A 17,850-nucleotide genomic window follows, 5' to 3' on the forward strand; every position below is an offset into this window, starting at 1 on the left:
GCCGGACTTAACGTAGAAACACCAGGAAAGCCATCCCTCCGGGGATGGCTTTCCTGCGTTAACAGGCCACCCACGCGGGTGCCCTGTTTTCGTTTGGCAAGACGAAAGGCCACGCACAGTGTGCGTGGCCTTTCGATATTCAACAGCTAGCGGCGGCGGAGGCCGTCCAGGGCCACGGCGAGCACGTCGTCGGCGAGGTGCGCGGCATCCTCGGGGCCTTCTGCGCGGTACCACTCGGCAATAGAGTTGACCATGCCGAAGAGCAGACGCGTAACGACTCGCGGGTCGATGTCGCTGCGAAGCGAGCCCTCGTCGCGGGCCTCGACGACGAGCGTTGAGACGGCACGGTCAAAAGCGCGGCGGCGGGTCAGCGCATCGCGCTCGACCTCGGTGTTGCCGCGCACCCGCAGGAGCAGCGTCACGTAGGGCAGCCGATCGGCGAGCACGAGCACGGCGCCGCGGAGCACGTAGGCCAGGCGGTCGATGGCGCTGCCGGTCACGGCGCCGGACTCGCGCAGAACGCCCTCGAGACCGTTGAGGGCCTCGTCGAGGGCGAGCTGCAGAACTTCATCTTTGGAGGAGAAGTGGTGGTAGATGGCCGCCTTCGAGAGGGACAGGCGGGTTGCGAGCACCCCCATTGAGGTGGCGTCGTAGCCAAATTCATTGAATGCGGTGACGGCGATCGCCAGGATGGCGCGTTGGTCGTAGCCGGGGCGCCCGCGTTTGGGGGTGTGTACGTCAGACATAGGTCTTGAGTCTCTCACGCAGGCGTGCCAGCTACGACCGATTAGCGCAGGTCGTAGACGCGCTTGTGCTTTCCGGTGCTGCGCTCCAGGGTGCCCGGTTCGACGATGAGCACGTTGACGCTCGAGCCGATCCTGTCCTTGATGAGGGCGATCAGCAGGGCGCGAGCGACAGCCGAGGCGGCATCGTCGGCGTGCTCGTGCCGCTCGATGCGCACGGTGAGCTCGTCCATGCGCGACGGCCGGGTCAGCTCGAGCACAAAATGCGGGGAGAGGTGCTCGATGCCGAGCACGATCTCTTCGATCTGGGTCGGGAACAGGTTGACCCCACGCAGAATGATCATGTCGTCGTTGCGGCCGGTGATTTTCTCCATGCGGCGCATGCCGGGCCGGGCGGTGCCGGGAAGCAGGCGGGTCAGGTCGCGGGTGCGGTAGCGGATGACCGGAAAGGCCTCCTTGGTGAGCGACGTGAAGACGAGCTCACCGGTTTCGCCGTCCGGGAGCGCAACGCCGGTGTCGCCGTTGATGATCTCCGGCAGAAAGTGGTCTTCCCAGAGGTGCGGGCCATCCTTCGACTCGATGCATTCGTTGCCGACGCCCGGCCCCATGACCTCGCTGAGGCCATAGATGTCGAGTGCGTCAAAATCGAGACGGTCCTCGAGCTCGAGACGCATCTGGTTGGTCCACGGCTCCGCACCGAGCACCCCGGCCTTGAGGCTTGAGCGTCGGGGGTCGAGGCCGGCTGCGACCATGGCATCGGTGATGGTCAGCAGGTAACTCGGCGTTGACAAAATCACGTCGGGCTCGAAGTCGGTGATCATCTGCACCTGCTTGTTGGTCTGGCCACCCGACATGGGGATGGCACAGGCACCGAGTGCTTCAATGCCGGCGTGGGCGCCGAGTCCGCCGGTGAACAGCCCGTAGCCATAGGCGTTGTGTACCTTCATGCCGGGCCGCACTCCGGATGCGCGCAGGCTGCGGGCCACCAGACCAGACCACATGGCGAGGTCGTTCTTGGTGTAGCCGACCACCGTGGGCAACCCGGTGGTACCCGACGACGTGTGAATGCGCGCAACCTGGTCCATCGGCACCGCGAACATGCCGAACGGATACGAGACGCGCAGGTCTTCCTTGGTCGTGAACGGCAGCAACGCCACGTCTTCGAGGGTACGAACGTCATCGGGGTGCACGCCGGCAGCATCAAATTTGCGCGTATACAGAGGTACGTTCGCGTAGGCGTGCCGCACGGTGCGCTGCAGGCGGGTGAGCTGCAGCGCGCGAATCTCGTCGCGGTCCAGGCGCTCGGCCGCGTCGAGTTCTACGAGAGCCGGTGCGTGCAGACGGGTCTTGGTCAGCGTTGACATGATGCCTTCCGGAAGGGTTAGAGGTGGTTGCGGGCAGGGACGGGCAGGTTGGTGGTGCGGCTGCGGCCGCGAAATTCGGCCACGGTGACGTCGTCGCCGATCGCGTCTCCGTTGACAGCCACGCGCACGTCGTAGATGCCGCTCCGACCGCTCTTCACGCGCAGCAGCGCGGTCGCGGTGAGATTCTGGCCGCTCGTGGTGGGCTTCAGAAACGTGATGTCGGCGCCGGCGGCAAGGGTGACGTGGTGCGAATCGTTGCAGGCGATGGCGAAGGCCGTGTCGGCGAGGGCGAACACGAAACCGCCGTGGGTCACATCGAAACCGTTGAGCATGTCGTCGCGTACGACCATCGAGACGACGGAATGACCCGGCTCATTGCGGTGCACGATCATGCCGAGAGAAGCGGATGCCCGGTCGCGCTGCATCATGGCCTCACTACCTACGGGCAGTGCTTCCGTCATTCGGTTCTCCTCGTTGAGTTGCCGTGCAGGTCGGGGGTTGCCCGACCGATAATGTGACTATATACTAACTAAACGATCGGTTGGTAATAGATTGCCGATCCGTGCGCAAAATTCCCGACGTGCATCACCTTAGCGTCGCCAGCTTGTGCACGATTACGATCCGACCACGACCACCGCAGTCAACGCAGACCAGGAGCCGATGATGACAAGCACCATCACGCCCGATACGAGCGCACCCGTCGCTATCAGCGTCGAAGAACAGCAGTTCAACGATCTGATCGAAGCCGATTCGCGCATTGAGCCGCGCGACTGGATGCCCGAGGGCTACCGCAAGTCGCTCGTACGACAGATCTCGCAGCACGCGCACTCCGAGATCATCGGTATGCAGCCCGAGTCGAACTGGATCACGCGCGCCCCAAGCCTCAAGCGCAAGGCCATCCTCATGGCCAAGGTGCAGGACGAAGCCGGTCACGGCCTCTACCTCTATTCCGCCGCGCAAACCCTGGGCGCTACCCGCGACGACATGACGGATGCCCTCATCGCCGGCAAGGCTCGCTACTCGAGCATCTTCAACTATCCGACCCCGAGCTGGGCCGACATGGGCTCGATCGGCTGGCTCGTCGACGGCGCAGCCATCTGCAACCAGGTGCCGCTCTGCCGCGCCTCCTACGGCCCGTACGGCCGCGCGATGGTGCGTATCTGCAAGGAAGAATCCTTTCACCAGCGCCAGGGTTTCGAGATTCTGCTCGAGCTCATGCAGGGCACCGAGGAGCAGCGCCAGATGGCGCAGGACTCGGTCAACCGCTGGTACTGGCCCGCACTCATGATGTTCGGACCGCCCGACGACGACTCGCCCAACTCGGCGCAGTCGATGGCCTGGAAGATCAAGCGCCACTCCAACGACGAGCTGCGTCAGCGTTTCGTGAATATGCTCGTTCCGCAGGCAGCGGTGCTCGGCGTCACCCTGCCCGACCCCGACCTGCACTTCAACGAAGAAACCCAGCAGTGGGACCTCGGCGAGATTGACTGGACCGAGTTCCACGAGGTGCTCGCCGGTCGCGGTCCCAACAATGCCCAGCGCTTGCAGCGTCGCCGTGACGCCCACGACGAGGGTGCCTGGGTGCGCGAAGCCGCGGCCGCTTATGCCCACAAACAGTCCGCACGAACCGAAGAAATGGCAGCCAAATGACGACTCCCGGCGATTCCGCAGCAGAAATCTGGCCCCTCTGGGAGGTCTTCGTGCGTTCCAACCGTGGCCTGAGCCACGTTCACGTCGGGTCCCTACACGCCCCAGACGAGACCCTCGCCGTGCGTAACGCCCGCGACCTGTACACCCGCCGCAGTGAGGGCGTCTCGGTCTGGGTCGTACCCGCCGCCGCCATCACCACGAGTGACCCCGACGCCAAGGGCGCCTTCTTCGAATCGCCCGCTGGCAAGAACTACCGCCACGCGAGCTACTACTCCAAGAGTGAGGGAGTGAAGCACCTGTGAGCGAAATTAAAGCGGATGCCCCCGCCAACGACCACGAAGATGCCCACGGCCACGTCGCGGTCGACGTCACCACGCTCGACGCCGAGCTTATCGAGGGTCCGTCTCAGGCAACCGTCGACATTGCCGAATACGCGCTCTGGCTCGGGGACGACTCGCTCGTTCTGGCCCAGCAGCTCGGCGCCTGGATCTCCCGTGCCCCAGAGCTCGAAGAAGACGTCGCCCTCGGCAACGTGGCCCTCGACCTGATCGGCCACGCCCGGTCGCTGCTGCACTATGCCGGAACCGCCACGGACCGCAGCGAAGACGACCTCGCCTACTGGCGCACCGAGCCTGATTTTCGCTCGCTGCACATCGTCGAACAGCCCAACGGCGACTTCGCACACACCATCGCGCGCCAGTTCATCGTGTCCCACTACCTGTTCGAGTTGTACAGCCGGCTGCGGGCATCCGCTGATGCGACCCTCGCCGCGATCGCCGCCAAAGCGGTGAAAGAGGTCGACTACCACCGTGACCACTCGACCCAGTGGGTGCTGCGTCTCGCGCAGGGTACCGACGAGTCGCGTCGCCGTATGATCACCGCGCTAAGTGACCTGTGGCCCTACGTCGAGGAGATTTTTCGCGACGACACGCTCATCGACCGCCTCGAAGGCATCGCGGTGCGCCCGTCGAGCCTGCGTCCGGCGTTCGACGCGGCCATCGCGCCGGTGCTCGCCGAGGCCGAACTCGAAATTCCGCGCGGTTTCGTTGCTTCCGGCGGCGGCCGCACGGGCAACCACTCCGAACACCTCGCCTTTCTCCTCGCCGAAATGCAGGTGCTCACCCGCGCCCACCCCGGAGCGTCCTGGTGACCACGCAGGTGCACGAGATCGTCGCCCGTCCGCGCCCCGCCGACGCGGCATCCCTCGCGGCCTGGACGATCGCCGCCCAGGTCGTCGACCCCGAGATTCCGGTGCTCACCATCGAAGACCTCGGTGTGCTGCGCTCCGTGAACGTGACCAGCGATGCCGTCGCCGTCACGCTGACGCCGACCTATAGCGGATGCCCCGCCATGGACGCCATGCGCGACGACGTTCTCGGGGTACTCACCGCCGCCGGCTACCAGAACGTGTCGGTGCGGCTCGTGCTGAGCCCGGCGTGGACCACCGACTGGATGAGCGAGATCGGCAAGGCCAAACTCCGCGAATACGGTATCGCCGCCCCCACCGGGCATGCAACTGTGCGCGGCTCAGGGCCGGCCGGCCCGATCAGTCTGAAAATGGCTGTGAAATGCCCGCGCTGCTCCTCGCTCAACACCCGCGAGCTCGCGCACTTCGGTTCCACCTCCTGCAAGTCCCTCTACGAATGCCGAGACTGCCTCGAGCCGTTCGACTACTTCAAGGTGCTCTAATGGCTGCAACACGTCTCGAATCCACCAACCAGGGCGCCACGACCCTGGCACCGGTCAAGCACCGCGCACGCTTCCATACCCTGACAGTGGCCGAAGTACGCCCGCTCACCGCCGACAGCGTCGAGGTCACCTTCACCGTTCCGCCCAAACTGCAGGGCGCGTTCGACTACCTGCCCGGCCAGCACCTCGCCCTGCGCGCCACAATCGAAGGCCAGGAACTGCGCCGCAGCTACTCGATCTGCCGGCCCGCGGCGAGCCACGGGGGCCAGATCAGCGTCGCCATCAAGCGCGACCTCGGCGGTGCCTTCTCCACCTGGGCCAACAGCGAACTGCACCCCGGCGACGAGATCGACGTGATGAGCCCGCAGGGCAACTTCACCTCGACCCTGCACAACCTTGATCACAAGCACGTGGTTGGCGTAGCTGCCGGCTCGGGTATCACCCCGCTCATGGCGCTCGCGCACACCGTGCTCGCCGCGTCCGAGACGTCGACGTTCACCCTCGTCTATACCAACCGCACCGCCCTCGACGTGATGTTCCTCGACGAACTGGCCGAGCTCAAGGACCGCTACCCGGCCCGTCTCGCGCTGTACCACGTGCTGTCGCGTGAGCAGCGGTCGTCGTCGCTGCTCTCCGGCCGCATCGACGAAGAGAAGTTTCGGCGCATGCTCGACACCATTCTGCGTCCGGCGACGGTCGATGAGTGGTTCCTGTGCGGTCCGTTCGAACTCGTGCAGCTCTGCCGTGACACCCTCGAGAGCACCGGAGTAGAGCGGTCGCACGTGCGGTTCGAGCTGTTCACCACCGGTGAGCCCTCGGCCGCGAGCGGCGACCGCGGCCGGCCCGTCATCATCGGCCAGGGCGACAAGACCTTCCAGATCGAATTCACCCTCGACGGCCAGAGCAACACGGTGACCACTCCGATCAACGCGAACGAGAGCATCCTGAACGCTGCCCTGCGGGTACGCCCCGATGTTCCGTTCGCTTGCGCCGGCGGCGTCTGCGGAACCTGCCGCGCCAAGCTGGTCAGCGGCGATGTCACGATGACCGAGAACTACGCGCTCGAGCCCGAAGAGCTCGCTCGCGGTTACGTGCTCACCTGCCAGTCGCACCCGACCACCGACACCGTCGTCGTCGACTACGACGTCTAGCTTCAACCCCTCAGAAAGCGGATGTACGTGATTGAGCTCTCGATAGACAACAACGTCGCCCACGTGGTGCTGAACGCGCCCGACAAACTCAACGCCCTCGATGAGGCCGCGATCGTCGAACTCGACGCGGCCTACCAGGAAGCCGAGCGAGTCGGCGTGCGTGCGCTGGTGCTGAGTGGCGAGGGTCGGGCCTTCTGCGCCGGCCGCGACATTTCGGCCGTCGATCCGCGCACCGATGACGTGCTCGGGTATCTCGGCGACCTCGTCACCCCGCTGCTTCAGCGCATGAGCCGGTTTCCGGCTCCCACCTTCGCGGCGGCGCACGGCGCCTGCCTCGGCGTGGGGCTCGGCCTGCTCATCGCCACCGACGTGGTCTACGTCGCCGACACCGCCAAGATCGGCTCGCCGTTCGCGAACCTCGGCGCCACGCTCGACTCCGGCGGACACGCCCTGTTCGTGGAACGTCTCGGTGCTCACCGCACCCTCGACCTGATCTACAGCGGCCGCCTCATGTCCGGGGCCGAGGCCGTCGCCGGCGGACTGTTCAGCCAGGTTTTCGCGGCCGCGGAACTGACCGAGGCGACCGTGCAGGCGGCGACACGCGCGGCATCCGGTGCCACCCAGGCTTTTCTCGCGAGCAAAGCGCTCGTGCAGTCACTGCGTGACGAACGCCTCGGGCTGTGGCAGAGCATGAGCGCCGAGACCGCAGCCCAGGCCGCGCTGTGCGCTACCGGCGACTACCGCGAGGGTTTCGCCGCCTTCCAGGAGAAGCGCAAGCCCGCTTTCACCGGTCGCGCCTGACCTGTCCCGGAGTTGATCGCGGTCCCCGAAAGAGTGCGGTCGAATTGGGGCTGGCACCCGAATCTCCTGAATAAGCCACCACTGTGGGACTGTGGAATGCATCGCCGTGCAGTTGATAAAACACACCTAGGTCGACCGGCTACTCTGGAGGAGACCGGAGAGGGGCCTCAATGCACACACGCTGGGCCCGCTTCGCGCGCGGCTGGATCGTCGCCGTGTTCTCGACCTTTGTCGCTGCCCTCTCGCACACGCTCGGCGGCGCCGCGGCGCCCGGCCTTCTGGCCGTCGTCGTGTCGCTCGCCTTTGCCGGCATGGTCTGCGTCGCCCTCGCGGGCCGCACCCTGTCCTTCTGGCGAGGCGCAGCATCCGTTTTGATCAGCCAATTCATCTTTCACGGGCTATTCTCGCTCGGAGCGCCGGGTGGGGCACTCGGCGCCGGGGCCGGTGCCGCACCCGGCACGCACCAGCACGCGGCGCCGCCCGAGCTGATCGACCCGATGGTTCTCGGCTCGACCACGCCCATGGCCCACGATTCCACGGCCATGTGGGGCGCTCACTTCGGTGCCGCGATCGTGACGATTCTGGCCCTGCGGTACGCGGAACGCGCGTTCTGGGGCCTGGTCGAGAACGTGCGTCTGGGCATCCGCACGCTGTTCGTTCCGGCCCACCTGGTGGTGCCGGTCGAGGCCCCGCAGCGCATTCGTCACGATGCGCCGGTATTGTCACCGCGCGATTTGGTTCTGGTGTTGTCGGCGATGCGGCATCGTGGTCCGCCTGCCTGCGCGCTCGCAGCCTGAACCGCAACCCGACCAGTTCGCCCATCGCACCGAACGAGTAGCAGAGGCTTCGCCCTGCACCATTCGAGTAGCGCCGGGCACCCACGTTTAAGGACAATCATGACGTTCACCACCCCCAAATCTACCGCCGCGGCCGCTCGCACTCTCTTCGCGGCCGCCGTTATTGCTCTGGCTCTCGGCTGGGGCGCGGCCCCGGCGTCGGCCCACAACGACGAGATTGGTTCCTCACCCGAGGCCGGCTCGGTCGTGACCGAGCAGCCCGGTGAATTCTCCGTCACCACAAGCGATCTGCTCCTGGATCTCGGCGGAACCGGAGCGGGAAGCGCCATGGTCGTAACCGGCCCGGCCGACGCGCCGCTTTTCTATGGCGACGGGTGCGCCATAGTCTCTGGCGCCACAGTCGCGACCGCCGCGCAGCTCGGCGCTGCCGGGCAATACACGGTGATTTGGCAGACGGTTTCCATCGACGGCCACCCCATCTCCGATGAGTTCACCTTCGACTGGCAGCCCGCCGCCGACCAGGTACTCGCCGACGGGGTCGCCACGGCTCCAACCTGCGGCACGACAGCGGATGCCGCCACACCGGATTCCGCCACATCGCCGCCCGCAGACCTCGGCGCGACCAGTTCCGGCTCCGAAAGCTCGGTCTCGACGTTCGTCTGGATCGGCGGAACCCTGGCGGCTGTGCTCCTGGCCGCCGCCGCGACCCTGCTGCTCCTGCGCCGCAAGCCCCGCCCCTAACCGCCCCCACCCAACTCGGAGGGGGAGAGGCGCGCGGGGGAACGTGTCAGGGGGCCCGGGTAAAGTTGGGCAGGTGAGTTGGAATGCTGAGCTGCCCTGGAACCCTGACGACGTCGAACCACCTCGCGACTTTGACGCACCGAGTGACTTCGACGCCCCCGACGACTTCGATGCGCCGCCGCCCAAAGCTGACCGCCAGTTCGGCGAGCGGCAGCCGGCCTACTCGGGCGCGGCATCCGCTTCGCAGAGACCCTGCAGTCAGCAGCTGACTGCCGCTCGCGCCACCGCACCGATTCGCGCCGCCACCCGCAAGTTCGCCACCGCGGCCGAGGCCCTGCACACCGTGTTCGGCTATGACTCGTTCCGTGGTGATCAGGCCGAGATCATTGCTCAGGTCGTCGACGGCAAAGACGCCGTCGTGCTCATGCCCACCGGCGGCGGCAAGAGCCTGTGCTACCAGATTCCAGCGCTGGTTCGGCCAGGCACCGGCATCGTCGTGTCGCCGCTGATTGCCCTCATGCAAGACCAAGTGGATGCGCTCACCGCTGTGGGCGTGCGCGCTGAGTTCCTCAACTCCAGCCAGGACTCGCAGACCCGCGGCCAGGTGGAGCGCGACTACCTGAACGGCGACCTCGATCTGCTCTACGTCGCCCCCGAGCGGCTCTCCAATGAGGGCACCAAGCGGCTGCTCGAGCGTGGAACCATCGCCCTGTTCGCCATCGACGAAGCCCACTGTGTGTCGCAGTGGGGTCATGACTTTCGTCCGGACTACCTGGCCCTGGGCGAGCTGGCCGACCGCTGGCCCGACGTGCCGCGCATCGCGCTCACCGCCACCGCAACGGATGCCACCCACCAGGAGATCACCACCCGCCTGCAGATGGGCGACGCTAAACATTTTGTGGCGAGCTTCGACCGGCCCAATATTCAGTACCGCATCGTCGGCAAAGCTGAGGTGCGCAAGCAGCTGCTCTCTTTCCTGAAAACCGAGCACCCGGGCGACTCCGGGATCGTCTACGCGCTCAGCCGCAAGACCGTCGATGCGACCGCCGAGTTTTTGCGTCAGAACGGGGTCAACGCTCTGCCGTACCACGCCGGCCTCGACGCGGGACTTCGCGCTCGCACCCAGTCCCGGTTCCTGCGCGAGGAGGGCGTTGTCATTGTCGCGACCATCGCCTTCGGCATGGGAATTGACAAGCCCGACGTGCGCTTCGTCGCCCATATCGACCTGCCCAAATCGGTCGAGGGTTACTATCAGGAGACCGGTCGGGCCGGCCGCGACGGTGCCCCGGCCACCGCCTGGCTCGCCTACGGCCTGCAAGACGTGGTGCAGCAGCGCCGCATGATCGACGAGTCGCCGGGCGACCTCGGCCATCGGCGAAAGTTGTCCGCCCACCTCGACGCCATGCTCGCCCTGTGCGAGACGGTGCACTGTCGCCGGGTCAACCTGCTGCGCTATTTCGGCCAGACCAGCGAACCCTGCGGCAACTGTGACACGTGCCTAGAGCCACCCGAGGCCTGGGACGGCACGATCCCGGCCCAAAAGCTGCTCTCCACCATCGTGCGGCTGCACCGCGAACGCAACCAGAAGTTCGGTGCTGGCCACCTTATCGACATCCTCCGCGGCAAGGAAACACCGCGCGCCACCCAGTACCGGCACACCGAACTGAGCACCTGGGGACTGGGAGCCGACCTCAGCGACCAGGCCTGGCGCGGCGTCGTGCGCCAGATGCTGGCCCAGGGCCTGCTCGCCACGTCCGGCGAATACGGCACCCTCATACTGACGGATGCCGCGGCCCAGGTTCTCGGCGGAGGCCGCACGGTGCAGTTGCGCCGCGAACCAGACCGGCCGGCGCGCTCGAGTGCCGCCCGCCGGCCGAGCGCGGCAAAGGTTGCGGCCGCCGACCTCAGTACCGCGCAGGAAAGCCTGTTCGAGGCTCTGCGGGCCTGGCGCTCGGCGGAGTCGAAGGAGCAGGGCGTTCCCGCCTACATCGTTTTCGGCGACGCGACCCTCATCGCCGTCGCCGCGGCCAGCCCCACGACCCTCGCGGCGCTCGACGGCATCACCGGCATTGGCGCGAAGAAGCTCGAGGCCTACGGCGAAGCCCTGCTCGAGGTCGTCGCCGCCTCCGTCTGATCCCCGCCTCGCCGACCCGTGAGTTTCGACCCCAAAAAGACGGGCAAACGCATTGATACTCACGGGGCGGCGGCGACTCCAGCAGTGTAGGGGCGTCAGTGGGCCGAGGTCTTGTGGAGGAACGCTGGTTCAAACGGCCCTAAGTTGTAGTGAACCTACAAAACCGATGCCGCGCGCGGCATACATCGTTGTCGCCCCCGTACCGCGCATTTCGCGACTGTACCCACGCGGCCCTAGCGTTGCGACCACCACTTCGCGCGAACAGTTAGGACCACCCATGGTTGACACAGCCCAGCGCTCCAGCACCCGATCGACGACGATCGACCACAGCCGCGATGTCAGCATCGACACCGGCCCCATCAAATCCATCGGCGACCCAACAGGGCCCGCGGTCAACGTCGAACAACTCGGGCGCCAGCTGCTCGGCACCTGGGCCGACGTGCGCCTCGCCGCCCGTGAGGTCACCGCGCGGCCCGACATGCAGCGCATCGAGGGTCTCTCCATGGCTGACCACCGGTTGCGCGTGCTCGAGCAGCTCAAGGTGCTCGCCGCCAACGGTCACGTGCTACGCGCCTTCCCCAAACACCTCGGCGGGCAGGACGACCATGGCGGAAACATCGCCGGCTTCGAAGAACTCGTCATCGCCGACCCGAGCCTGCAAATCAAAGGCGGCGTGCAATGGGGCCTGTTCGGTGCCGCCGTACTTCACCTCGGCACCAAGCCGCACCACGATAAATACCTGCCCGGCATCATGGACCTCTCCGTGCCCGGTGCCTTCGCCATGACCGAGATTGGCCACGGTTCCGACGTGGCGAGCATTGCGACCACCGCAACCTTCGATGCGGCGACCGGCGAGTTCGTCATCAACACCCCGTTTCGCGCCGCCTGGAAGGATTACCTCGGCAACGCCGCGAAAGACGGCATCGCCGCCGTGTTGTTCGCGCAGCTCATCACGCAGGGCGTCAATCACGGTGTGCACGCCTTCTACCTACCCATTCGGGGCATTGACGGCGACTTCCTCCCCGGCGTCGGCGGCGAAGACGACGGCCTCAAGGGTGGCCTCAACGGCATTGACAACGGCCGACTGCACTTCGACAACGTGCGCATCCCGCGCGAAAATCTGCTCAACCGCTACGGCGACGTCGCCGCAGACGGCACTTACTCCAGCCCGATTTCGAGCCCCGGCCGCCGCTTCTTCACCATGCTCGGCACGCTGGTGCAGGGTCGCGTATCGCTCGACGGGGCCGCCACCGCGGCATCCGCTCTCGCCCTGACCATCGCAATCACTTATGGAAGCCAGCGTCGCCAGTTCACCGCCGGCAGTGACACCGACGAAGAGGTTATCCTCGACTACCAGCGGCACCAGCGCCGCCTGTTTCCGCGCCTCGCCACGACCTACGCGCAGACCTTCGCGCACGACGAGTTTCTGGTGAAGTTCGACGACGTGTTTAGCGGCAAAACCGACACTGACGACGACCGGCAAGACCTCGAAACCCTGGCCGCCGCGCTCAAGCCGCTCTCGACCTGGCACGCACTCGACACCCTGCAGGAGGCGCGTGAGGCCTGCGGCGGCGCCGGCTTCATGGCCGAGAACCGCCTCGTGGGGCTGCGCGCCGACCTCGACATCTTCGCGACCTTCGAGGGCGACAACAACGTGCTGCTACAGCTCGTGGCCAAACGTCTGCTCACCGATTACAGTCGTAAATTCGCCACAGCGGATGCCGGTGCCCTCGCCCGCTACGTCGTGCAGCACGCCGCTGGTCGCGCTTACCACGGCACCGGCCTGCGCACCCTGGGCCAGTCCGTTGCCGACCGCGGTTCCACGGCCCGCTCGGTCGGTGCCCTCCGCGAGGCTGATGTTCAGCGCGAGCTGCTCACCGATCGGGTCGAGAGCATGATCGGCGAGGTTGCCGGCAAGCTGCGCGGCGCCACCAAGCTGCCGAAGAAACAGGCCGCCGACCTGTTCAACGCGCACCAGAACGAGCTGATCGAGGCGGCCAGGGCCCACGGCGAACTGCTGCAGTGGGAGTCGTTCACCCGGGCGCTCGACGCTACGACGGATGCCGGCACCAAGCAGGTTCTCACCTGGCTGCGCGACCTGTTCGGACTCGGCCTGGTGGAGAAAAACCTCGCCTGGTACCTCATCCACGGTCGGCTTTCGGCCCAGCGAGCCCAGGCGGTCACGGCCTACATCGACCGGCTGATTGCGCGCATCCGTCCGCACGCCCTCGATCTGGTTGACGCGTTCGGCTACTCGCAGGACCACCTGCGGGCCACGATCGCGAGTGGTATCGAACGTGAACGCCAGATCGAGGCGCGTGACTACTACGCCGACCAGCGGGCGTCCGGGACCGCTCCTGCACCCGAAAAACCGGTCAGGCGGTAAGGCGCCACACGTCGTACTCAGGTACGACATCGGTGGCGCACAACCATCCCCACGGTTGATGCGCCACAGCCGCCACAAACCGTACCGTTTGGTTGGGGGCTTCACAGCACGACACGGGGCCTCACCCACTACCGGAATGAGGCAGTCGTGATCCAGGCACAGTCCCTGACCAAGCACTACGGAAGCAAGACCGCGGTCGACGGGGTCGACTTCACGGTGCAGCCCGGCAAGGTCACCGGTTTTCTCGGGCCGAACGGCGCCGGCAAGTCCACCACCATGCGCATGATCGTGGGCCTTGACCGACCCAGCCTCGGCTCGGTCATCGTCAACGGAAAGCCGTACCACGAGCACAAGGCGCCCCTGCGTGAGGTCGGTGTGCTGCTCGACGCTAAAGCTGTGCACACCGGTCGTAGCGCCTACAACCACCTGCGCGCCATGGCCGCCACCCACAGCATCCCCACCAGTCGGGTGCACGAGGTCATCAACCTCACCGGTCTCGAGTCCGTCGCCCGCAAGCGCGTCGGCGGATTCTCGCTCGGCATGGGCCAGCGGCTTGGCATCGCCGCGGCGCTGCTCGGCGACCCGGCCACACTGATCCTCGACGAGCCGGTCAACGGCCTCGACCCGGAGGGCGTGCAGTGGGTTCGCAAGCTCACCAAGCAGCTCGCGGCCGAGGGCCGCACCGTGCTGCTCTCCTCGCACCTCATGAGTGAGATGGCCCTCACCGCCGACCACATCATCGTGCTCGGTCGCGGTCGGGTGATAGCGGATGCCTCGGTCGCTGAAATCATCGCCTCGGCAGCGCAGAATACGGTTCGCGTACGCACCCCGCACACTGCGGCCCTAGCAAGCCTGCTCGCGCAGGAAAACGTGACCATCACCAACGTCGAGCCGGACGTGCTCGAGATCACGGGACTTTCTGTGAACGAGATCGGCGACCGCGCTGCAGCCGCCCAGATCTCCCTGCACGAACTCGCGACGGTGAGTGCCTCGCTCGAAGATGCCTACATGAAACTCACCCAAAACGAAGTGGAATACCGCACGGGCGATACCCACACCGAAGAGGAGGCAGCCCGATGACCACCCAGACCGCGCCGACCACCACCCGCGCATCCTTCGTGCCGGCCGGATCGGGGCTCAGCTTCACCGGCCTCCTTCGTTCGGAAACCATCAAGCTGTGGAGCCTCCGCTCCACCTACTGGTCCTTCTCCCTCGTAGTTGTCGCTTCGCTCGGAATCGCGGTTCTGATGGCGTTCGCCATGTCGGCACAATCCATGGGATACGACGCCGCAACCGGTACCCCCATGGTTATGGGGGATGCGCAGTTGTTTGTGCTCGTCGCCACCACCGGCATCGGTTTCGGGCAGCTGATCGTCGCTGTTCTTGGCGTGCTGTCCATCAGTGGCGAGTACGCCAGTGGGATGATCAAGTCAACGCTCACCGCAGTGCCGAACCGCCTTCCCGCACTCTGGTCCAAAGTCATCGTGCTCTTCGCCTTCACCTTCCTGGTCGGACTGTTCAGTGTGGTCGGCTCATTCCTCGTGGCCATGCCCATTCTGGGATCCAAGGACATCACCGCGGACCTGTTCGACGTTGACGTGTTCCTGCCGCTGCTCGGAAATGTGCTGTTCCTCGCCCTCATCGCGGTTTTCGCTGTCGGAATCGGCACGATCCTGCGCAGCAGCGCCGGAGGCATCGCAACCGTGCTCGGAATCACTATGCTCCTGCCGGTGGTACTTGGCATACTTTCCAGTTTTGTCGAGTGGATTGGTGACATCATGCCGTTTCTGTTCACCACGGCGGGCACGGAGATAATCACCCCGAACACCATGGAATCCTGGCAGGCCTTACTGGTCGTCATGGCCTGGGTCGCCGTAAGCCTCGGCACGGCAGCTTTCCTGCTGAAGCGCCGCGACGCCTGACCCCTACCATCGAAGTATGAGCACAAAACCGTCTCCCTCCGTGCGCGATCGTGCGCCGGGGAGACGTGCGCCAGAGCCTGACGCAGAAGGCCGTTATTGATTTCGTTCGTACCGCGCTGTCACGGTGAGTATGCCTGAAGAAGACCGGAACCTTGGAGGGGCTCGGGCAACTCGTTGAATAGGTCATTGAGCGCCGCGATCGCCCGTTCACTCTTGGTACCCAGTGGCAGTGGCAGTGGCAGTGGTATAGCGATCAGCAGACGCTTTGCCGTTCGATCAGGGTCACGATGAGTGAGGCGCTGTAGCAGCCCACGATCACGCCACGCTCCCAATGCCCTGGCCTGTGTCGATCGTCAGCCTCAGCCGGGCGATCCTTCTGCGGACCGAGGCCGGGTATCCGCGACCTCATTTCGCCCTATGCGACCCGCCGTTGCGGATGTCGGCGCAGCCGCTTGGTGCGGAGTTTCACAGGCAATTCGGAATTGAGACCGGGCTATGCCTCCACGTACATGGAGGTACAGATGGTCACCTACGAGACGCCATTGGTCTCGTCAGCCGGGAAGTCCGAGAGTTTCTGCTTGGAGATCTGTTGCGGAGAAAAGCACGCGTTCAGCTTGGATTCCACGTTCTGCCGCAGCCGATCGTCAAGGGCGAGTTTCCACAGTCGGGGCCGGCGTCTTCGAGCGTTCGGAGGACGTTTGGTTGGGGCCGCCCGATAGCTGCTCAAGCCGCCACGCAGTGCCTCGCGCGAAACGGTCGAGACCGACCGGCTCAGCTCGACAGCGATCGCTGTCCTGAACCGCTGCGCGGCGAGTCCGCGCGAAACTCTCACGCTCATCGGGCGATAGCGGCAAAGCCGACCGCGGCGCCTTCGCCCGTGGCCCACCCCGCGGGATTGCTTGAGCCAGAGACATTCGGTGGGCCTTGATATCCCGGCCAGTGTCGCAGGCTTTCGCAATGATGTACCAAAGGAACGCACCGAGAAGAATGTCATCCGTTGCTCCGGTGGCTTTGGTTTCCGTCCCATTCTCACTTTTCCGGCGAAGCTCACGAGGAGTCCGCTAGGCCACACCGTTGCATTGACTGCTTGGAACTGTTAGTGCCTGGGGGCTACCTTTCCAAGAGCGGCGTTGAAATTCTCGGTTTCTGCTTACTTCGGCCAGTGGACCAAACCTGCGTCAGGCGTCTCGCGGTATTGGCCGTCAGGATCAGTGGCGGTGGGATCGTCAGTAGTGCGGAAAAGGTCCGCTGCCGCCCAAATGGGGAGCAACGGACCCCTTCACTTGGGGCCGAAGTACGGCCGAATTCTCAGACCGTGTCTAGATCAAATCTGAGCCGAATTGAATTGTCACTATGCGGGATTTCTTTCGACGAGTCAGGCGCAATCGGCGGCTGGCATCTCCCTGATAGTGGTGCTATTGAAGCCGCCGATCGGGATGCTCCAGCATGTGTATTGGTCCCGATTTATTGATGAACCCCACAAGTTCCCGAGTGCTGCGAGTGTGTCTTTTGCCGTGTTAACCCCAACGACGCCGCACAAAGCCTTAAAGACTTTCAGAACCACGCTCGGGACTTTAGTGAGGGCACAACCTGCGCCGGCGGAAGCTACAGCGATCGTACCTAAGGCCTTTACCACCGCTTCCCATTCATAACCCCACGCGGCGATTACCGGAAAGGGAATCCACTGGATACTCGGATCAGCAACGATCGGGAATTCAGCACCGTCGATCGCAATGGTTTGCTGGAGGATGTCACCAACGATTGTGTAAGAAGTTTGAACACGCGTGCCGTTCGCATCTAGGGCCCAAGGAACCTCAATGAAGGGGGTGAGGGTCCCCGATTCAGATTTCAGGTCAACTGAACCGTCTGGCTGGATGGACGGTTCAAAACCGATGGGCAAACTCAGCTCGAATTCAGCAATGTTGCCTTTCTCGAGTACCGTGATCAGGCTCTGCTGAGATCCGGACTGCTTGACAATGGAATCCGCGGAGAGGGCTCTGAGCATCGCGTAAACGGCGTCGCCACTCGCCTCGATATGCGGGGCGCCGGGGGCTACACCGGCAATGACTCGTGTCTCCTTCGTCTCAGCGTCATTCGAAACTAGACCTGGCGATTTTCCTAGAGTCTTGTCAACCGTTGCGATCGTTTTCTGTAGCTGTGCGCTGGATGCCTGGATGCCTGCACTTTGCGGCGAGGCGCTTGCCGCCGCGGTCGACGTCACACTTGATGTCAGCAGGCTAGCTGTTACAACGCTTGCGACCCCGATAAATCGTATCTGCCAAGATCCTCTTACTCTGGTTTTCATTACTCTGCCCTAATTCTGTCGTTTCACAAGTCCTCGCCTCTAATTGGGCTTGTCTGTGAATTCACTCAAGGCTATTCCCGTTTAAACGGTGGGCGAATCCGGCTCAAGGAGGAGACTTATAGAGGTCGTGATCGGACGCGTCATACCTGCGTACTAGCTCAGAAAGA

The 17,850-nt window shown here is 64.8% G+C and carries 16 protein-coding genes; 12 read left to right on the top strand and 4 right to left on the bottom strand.

Annotated elements, in window-relative coordinates:
- Positions 1 to 146: 146 nt before the first annotated feature.
- From CXY77_RS02675 to CXY77_RS02685, 3 genes are read right to left on the bottom strand one after another with little or no spacing between them, the layout of a single operon-like run.
- Positions 147 to 746 (bottom strand): TetR/AcrR family transcriptional regulator, encoded by a 600-nt coding sequence (locus tag CXY77_RS02675; RefSeq protein WP_092341982.1) that lies wholly within the window; start codon positions 744 to 746, stop codon positions 147 to 149.
- Between the two features lie 41 nt (positions 747 to 787).
- Positions 788 to 2,107: a phenylacetate--CoA ligase PaaK gene (gene paaK / locus CXY77_RS02680; RefSeq protein WP_104087809.1), complete on the bottom strand. Its 1,320-nt coding sequence runs from the start codon at positions 2,105 to 2,107 to the stop codon at positions 788 to 790.
- Between the two features lie 17 nt (positions 2,108 to 2,124).
- A complete protein-coding gene (locus tag CXY77_RS02685; protein WP_092341980.1) occupies positions 2,125 to 2,568 on the bottom strand; it encodes a hotdog fold thioesterase in 444 nt (147 codons plus the stop codon).
- 199 nt (positions 2,569 to 2,767) lie between these two features.
- Between CXY77_RS02685 and paaA the strand changes: the two genes are divergently transcribed.
- From paaA to CXY77_RS02745, 12 genes are all read left to right on the top strand, one after another.
- Complete coding sequence (gene paaA, locus CXY77_RS02690; protein WP_174774960.1) at positions 2,768 to 3,757, top strand: 1,2-phenylacetyl-CoA epoxidase subunit PaaA; 990 nt, start codon at positions 2,768 to 2,770, stop codon at positions 3,755 to 3,757.
- Positions 3,754 to 4,059: a 1,2-phenylacetyl-CoA epoxidase subunit PaaB gene (paaB, locus tag CXY77_RS02695; protein ID WP_092106867.1), complete on the top strand. Its 306-nt coding sequence runs from the start codon at positions 3,754 to 3,756 to the stop codon at positions 4,057 to 4,059. The genes paaA and paaB overlap by 4 nt, the downstream gene beginning before the upstream one ends.
- 5 nt (positions 4,060 to 4,064) lie before the next feature.
- Positions 4,065 to 4,907 (top strand): 1,2-phenylacetyl-CoA epoxidase subunit PaaC, encoded by an 843-nt coding sequence (gene paaC, locus CXY77_RS02700; protein ID WP_104087821.1) that lies wholly within the window; start codon positions 4,065 to 4,067, stop codon positions 4,905 to 4,907.
- 17 nt (positions 4,908 to 4,924) lie between these two features.
- Positions 4,925 to 5,446 (top strand): 1,2-phenylacetyl-CoA epoxidase subunit PaaD, encoded by a 522-nt coding sequence (paaD, locus tag CXY77_RS02705; protein ID WP_233197191.1) that lies wholly within the window; start codon positions 4,925 to 4,927, stop codon positions 5,444 to 5,446.
- Positions 5,446 to 6,597 carry a 1,2-phenylacetyl-CoA epoxidase subunit PaaE gene (gene paaE, locus CXY77_RS02710; protein ID WP_092341978.1) on the top strand — a complete coding sequence of 384 codons (1,152 nt, stop codon included), beginning with the start codon at positions 5,446 to 5,448 and terminating at the stop codon, positions 6,595 to 6,597. Before paaD ends, paaE begins: the two co-directional genes overlap by 1 nt.
- Before the next feature lie 27 nt (positions 6,598 to 6,624).
- Positions 6,625 to 7,398, top strand: a complete 774-nt coding sequence (locus CXY77_RS02715; RefSeq protein ID WP_104087819.1) for an enoyl-CoA hydratase/isomerase family protein — start codon at positions 6,625 to 6,627, stop codon at positions 7,396 to 7,398.
- Positions 7,399 to 7,568: 170 nt separating this feature from the next.
- A complete protein-coding gene (locus CXY77_RS02720; RefSeq protein ID WP_092341977.1) occupies positions 7,569 to 8,195 on the top strand; it encodes a hypothetical protein in 627 nt (208 codons plus the stop codon).
- Between the two features lie 99 nt (positions 8,196 to 8,294).
- Positions 8,295 to 8,936 carry a copper resistance CopC family protein gene (locus tag CXY77_RS02725; protein ID WP_104087806.1) on the top strand — a complete coding sequence of 214 codons (642 nt, stop codon included), beginning with the start codon at positions 8,295 to 8,297 and terminating at the stop codon, positions 8,934 to 8,936.
- Positions 8,937 to 9,009: 73 nt separating this feature from the next.
- Positions 9,010 to 11,070, top strand: coding sequence for a DNA helicase RecQ (recQ, locus tag CXY77_RS02730; RefSeq protein ID WP_369831285.1), 2,061 nt, complete (start codon positions 9,010 to 9,012; stop codon positions 11,068 to 11,070).
- A 277-nt stretch (positions 11,071 to 11,347) separates the two neighbouring features.
- The gene (locus CXY77_RS02735; protein WP_092341975.1) at positions 11,348 to 13,456 is read left to right on the top strand and encodes an acyl-CoA dehydrogenase; all 2,109 of its coding nucleotides are present in this window, start codon (positions 11,348 to 11,350) and stop codon (positions 13,454 to 13,456) included.
- Between the two features lie 147 nt (positions 13,457 to 13,603).
- Entirely contained in the window at positions 13,604 to 14,536 is a 933-nt protein-coding gene (locus CXY77_RS02740) for an ABC transporter ATP-binding protein (protein ID WP_092341974.1), read from the top strand.
- The gene (locus CXY77_RS02745) at positions 14,533 to 15,378 is read left to right on the top strand and encodes an ABC transporter permease subunit (protein ID WP_104087805.1); all 846 of its coding nucleotides are present in this window, start codon (positions 14,533 to 14,535) and stop codon (positions 15,376 to 15,378) included. Before CXY77_RS02740 ends, CXY77_RS02745 begins: the two co-directional genes overlap by 4 nt.
- Positions 15,379 to 16,753: 1,375 nt before the next feature.
- On the opposite strand, the gene CXY77_RS02755 is transcribed toward CXY77_RS02745, so the two are convergent.
- Positions 16,754 to 17,599: a hypothetical protein gene (locus tag CXY77_RS02755; protein WP_104087803.1), complete on the bottom strand. Its 846-nt coding sequence runs from the start codon at positions 17,597 to 17,599 to the stop codon at positions 16,754 to 16,756.
- Between the last annotated feature and the right edge of the window lie 251 nt (positions 17,600 to 17,850).

The sequence above is a fragment of the Cryobacterium sp. N21 genome (genome assembly GCF_002929575.1).
Taxonomy (GTDB): Bacteria; Actinomycetota; Actinomycetes; order Actinomycetales; family Microbacteriaceae; genus Cryobacterium; species Cryobacterium flavum.

Bases quoted from the DNA above. Each gene is read 5' to 3' on its own strand.
- CXY77_RS02675 (WP_092341982.1), bottom strand. From the start codon at position 746: ATGTCTGACGTACACACCCCCAAACGCGGGCGCCCCGGCTACGACCAA.
- paaB (WP_092106867.1), top strand. From the start codon at position 3,754: ATGACGACTCCCGGCGATTCCGCAGCAGAAATCTGGCCCCTCTGGGAG.
- CXY77_RS02745 (WP_104087805.1), top strand. From the start codon at position 14,533: ATGACCACCCAGACCGCGCCGACCACCACCCGCGCATCCTTCGTGCCG.
- CXY77_RS02725 (WP_104087806.1), top strand. From the start codon at position 8,295: ATGACGTTCACCACCCCCAAATCTACCGCCGCGGCCGCTCGCACTCTC.
- CXY77_RS02685 (WP_092341980.1), bottom strand. From the start codon at position 2,568: ATGACGGAAGCACTGCCCGTAGGTAGTGAGGCCATGATGCAGCGCGAC.
- paaE (WP_092341978.1), top strand. From the start codon at position 5,446: ATGGCTGCAACACGTCTCGAATCCACCAACCAGGGCGCCACGACCCTG.
- CXY77_RS02720 (WP_092341977.1), top strand. From the start codon at position 7,569: ATGCACACACGCTGGGCCCGCTTCGCGCGCGGCTGGATCGTCGCCGTG.
- paaA (WP_174774960.1), top strand. From the start codon at position 2,768: ATGATGACAAGCACCATCACGCCCGATACGAGCGCACCCGTCGCTATC.
- paaK (WP_104087809.1), bottom strand. From the start codon at position 2,107: ATGTCAACGCTGACCAAGACCCGTCTGCACGCACCGGCTCTCGTAGAA.
- CXY77_RS02735 (WP_092341975.1), top strand. From the start codon at position 11,348: ATGGTTGACACAGCCCAGCGCTCCAGCACCCGATCGACGACGATCGAC.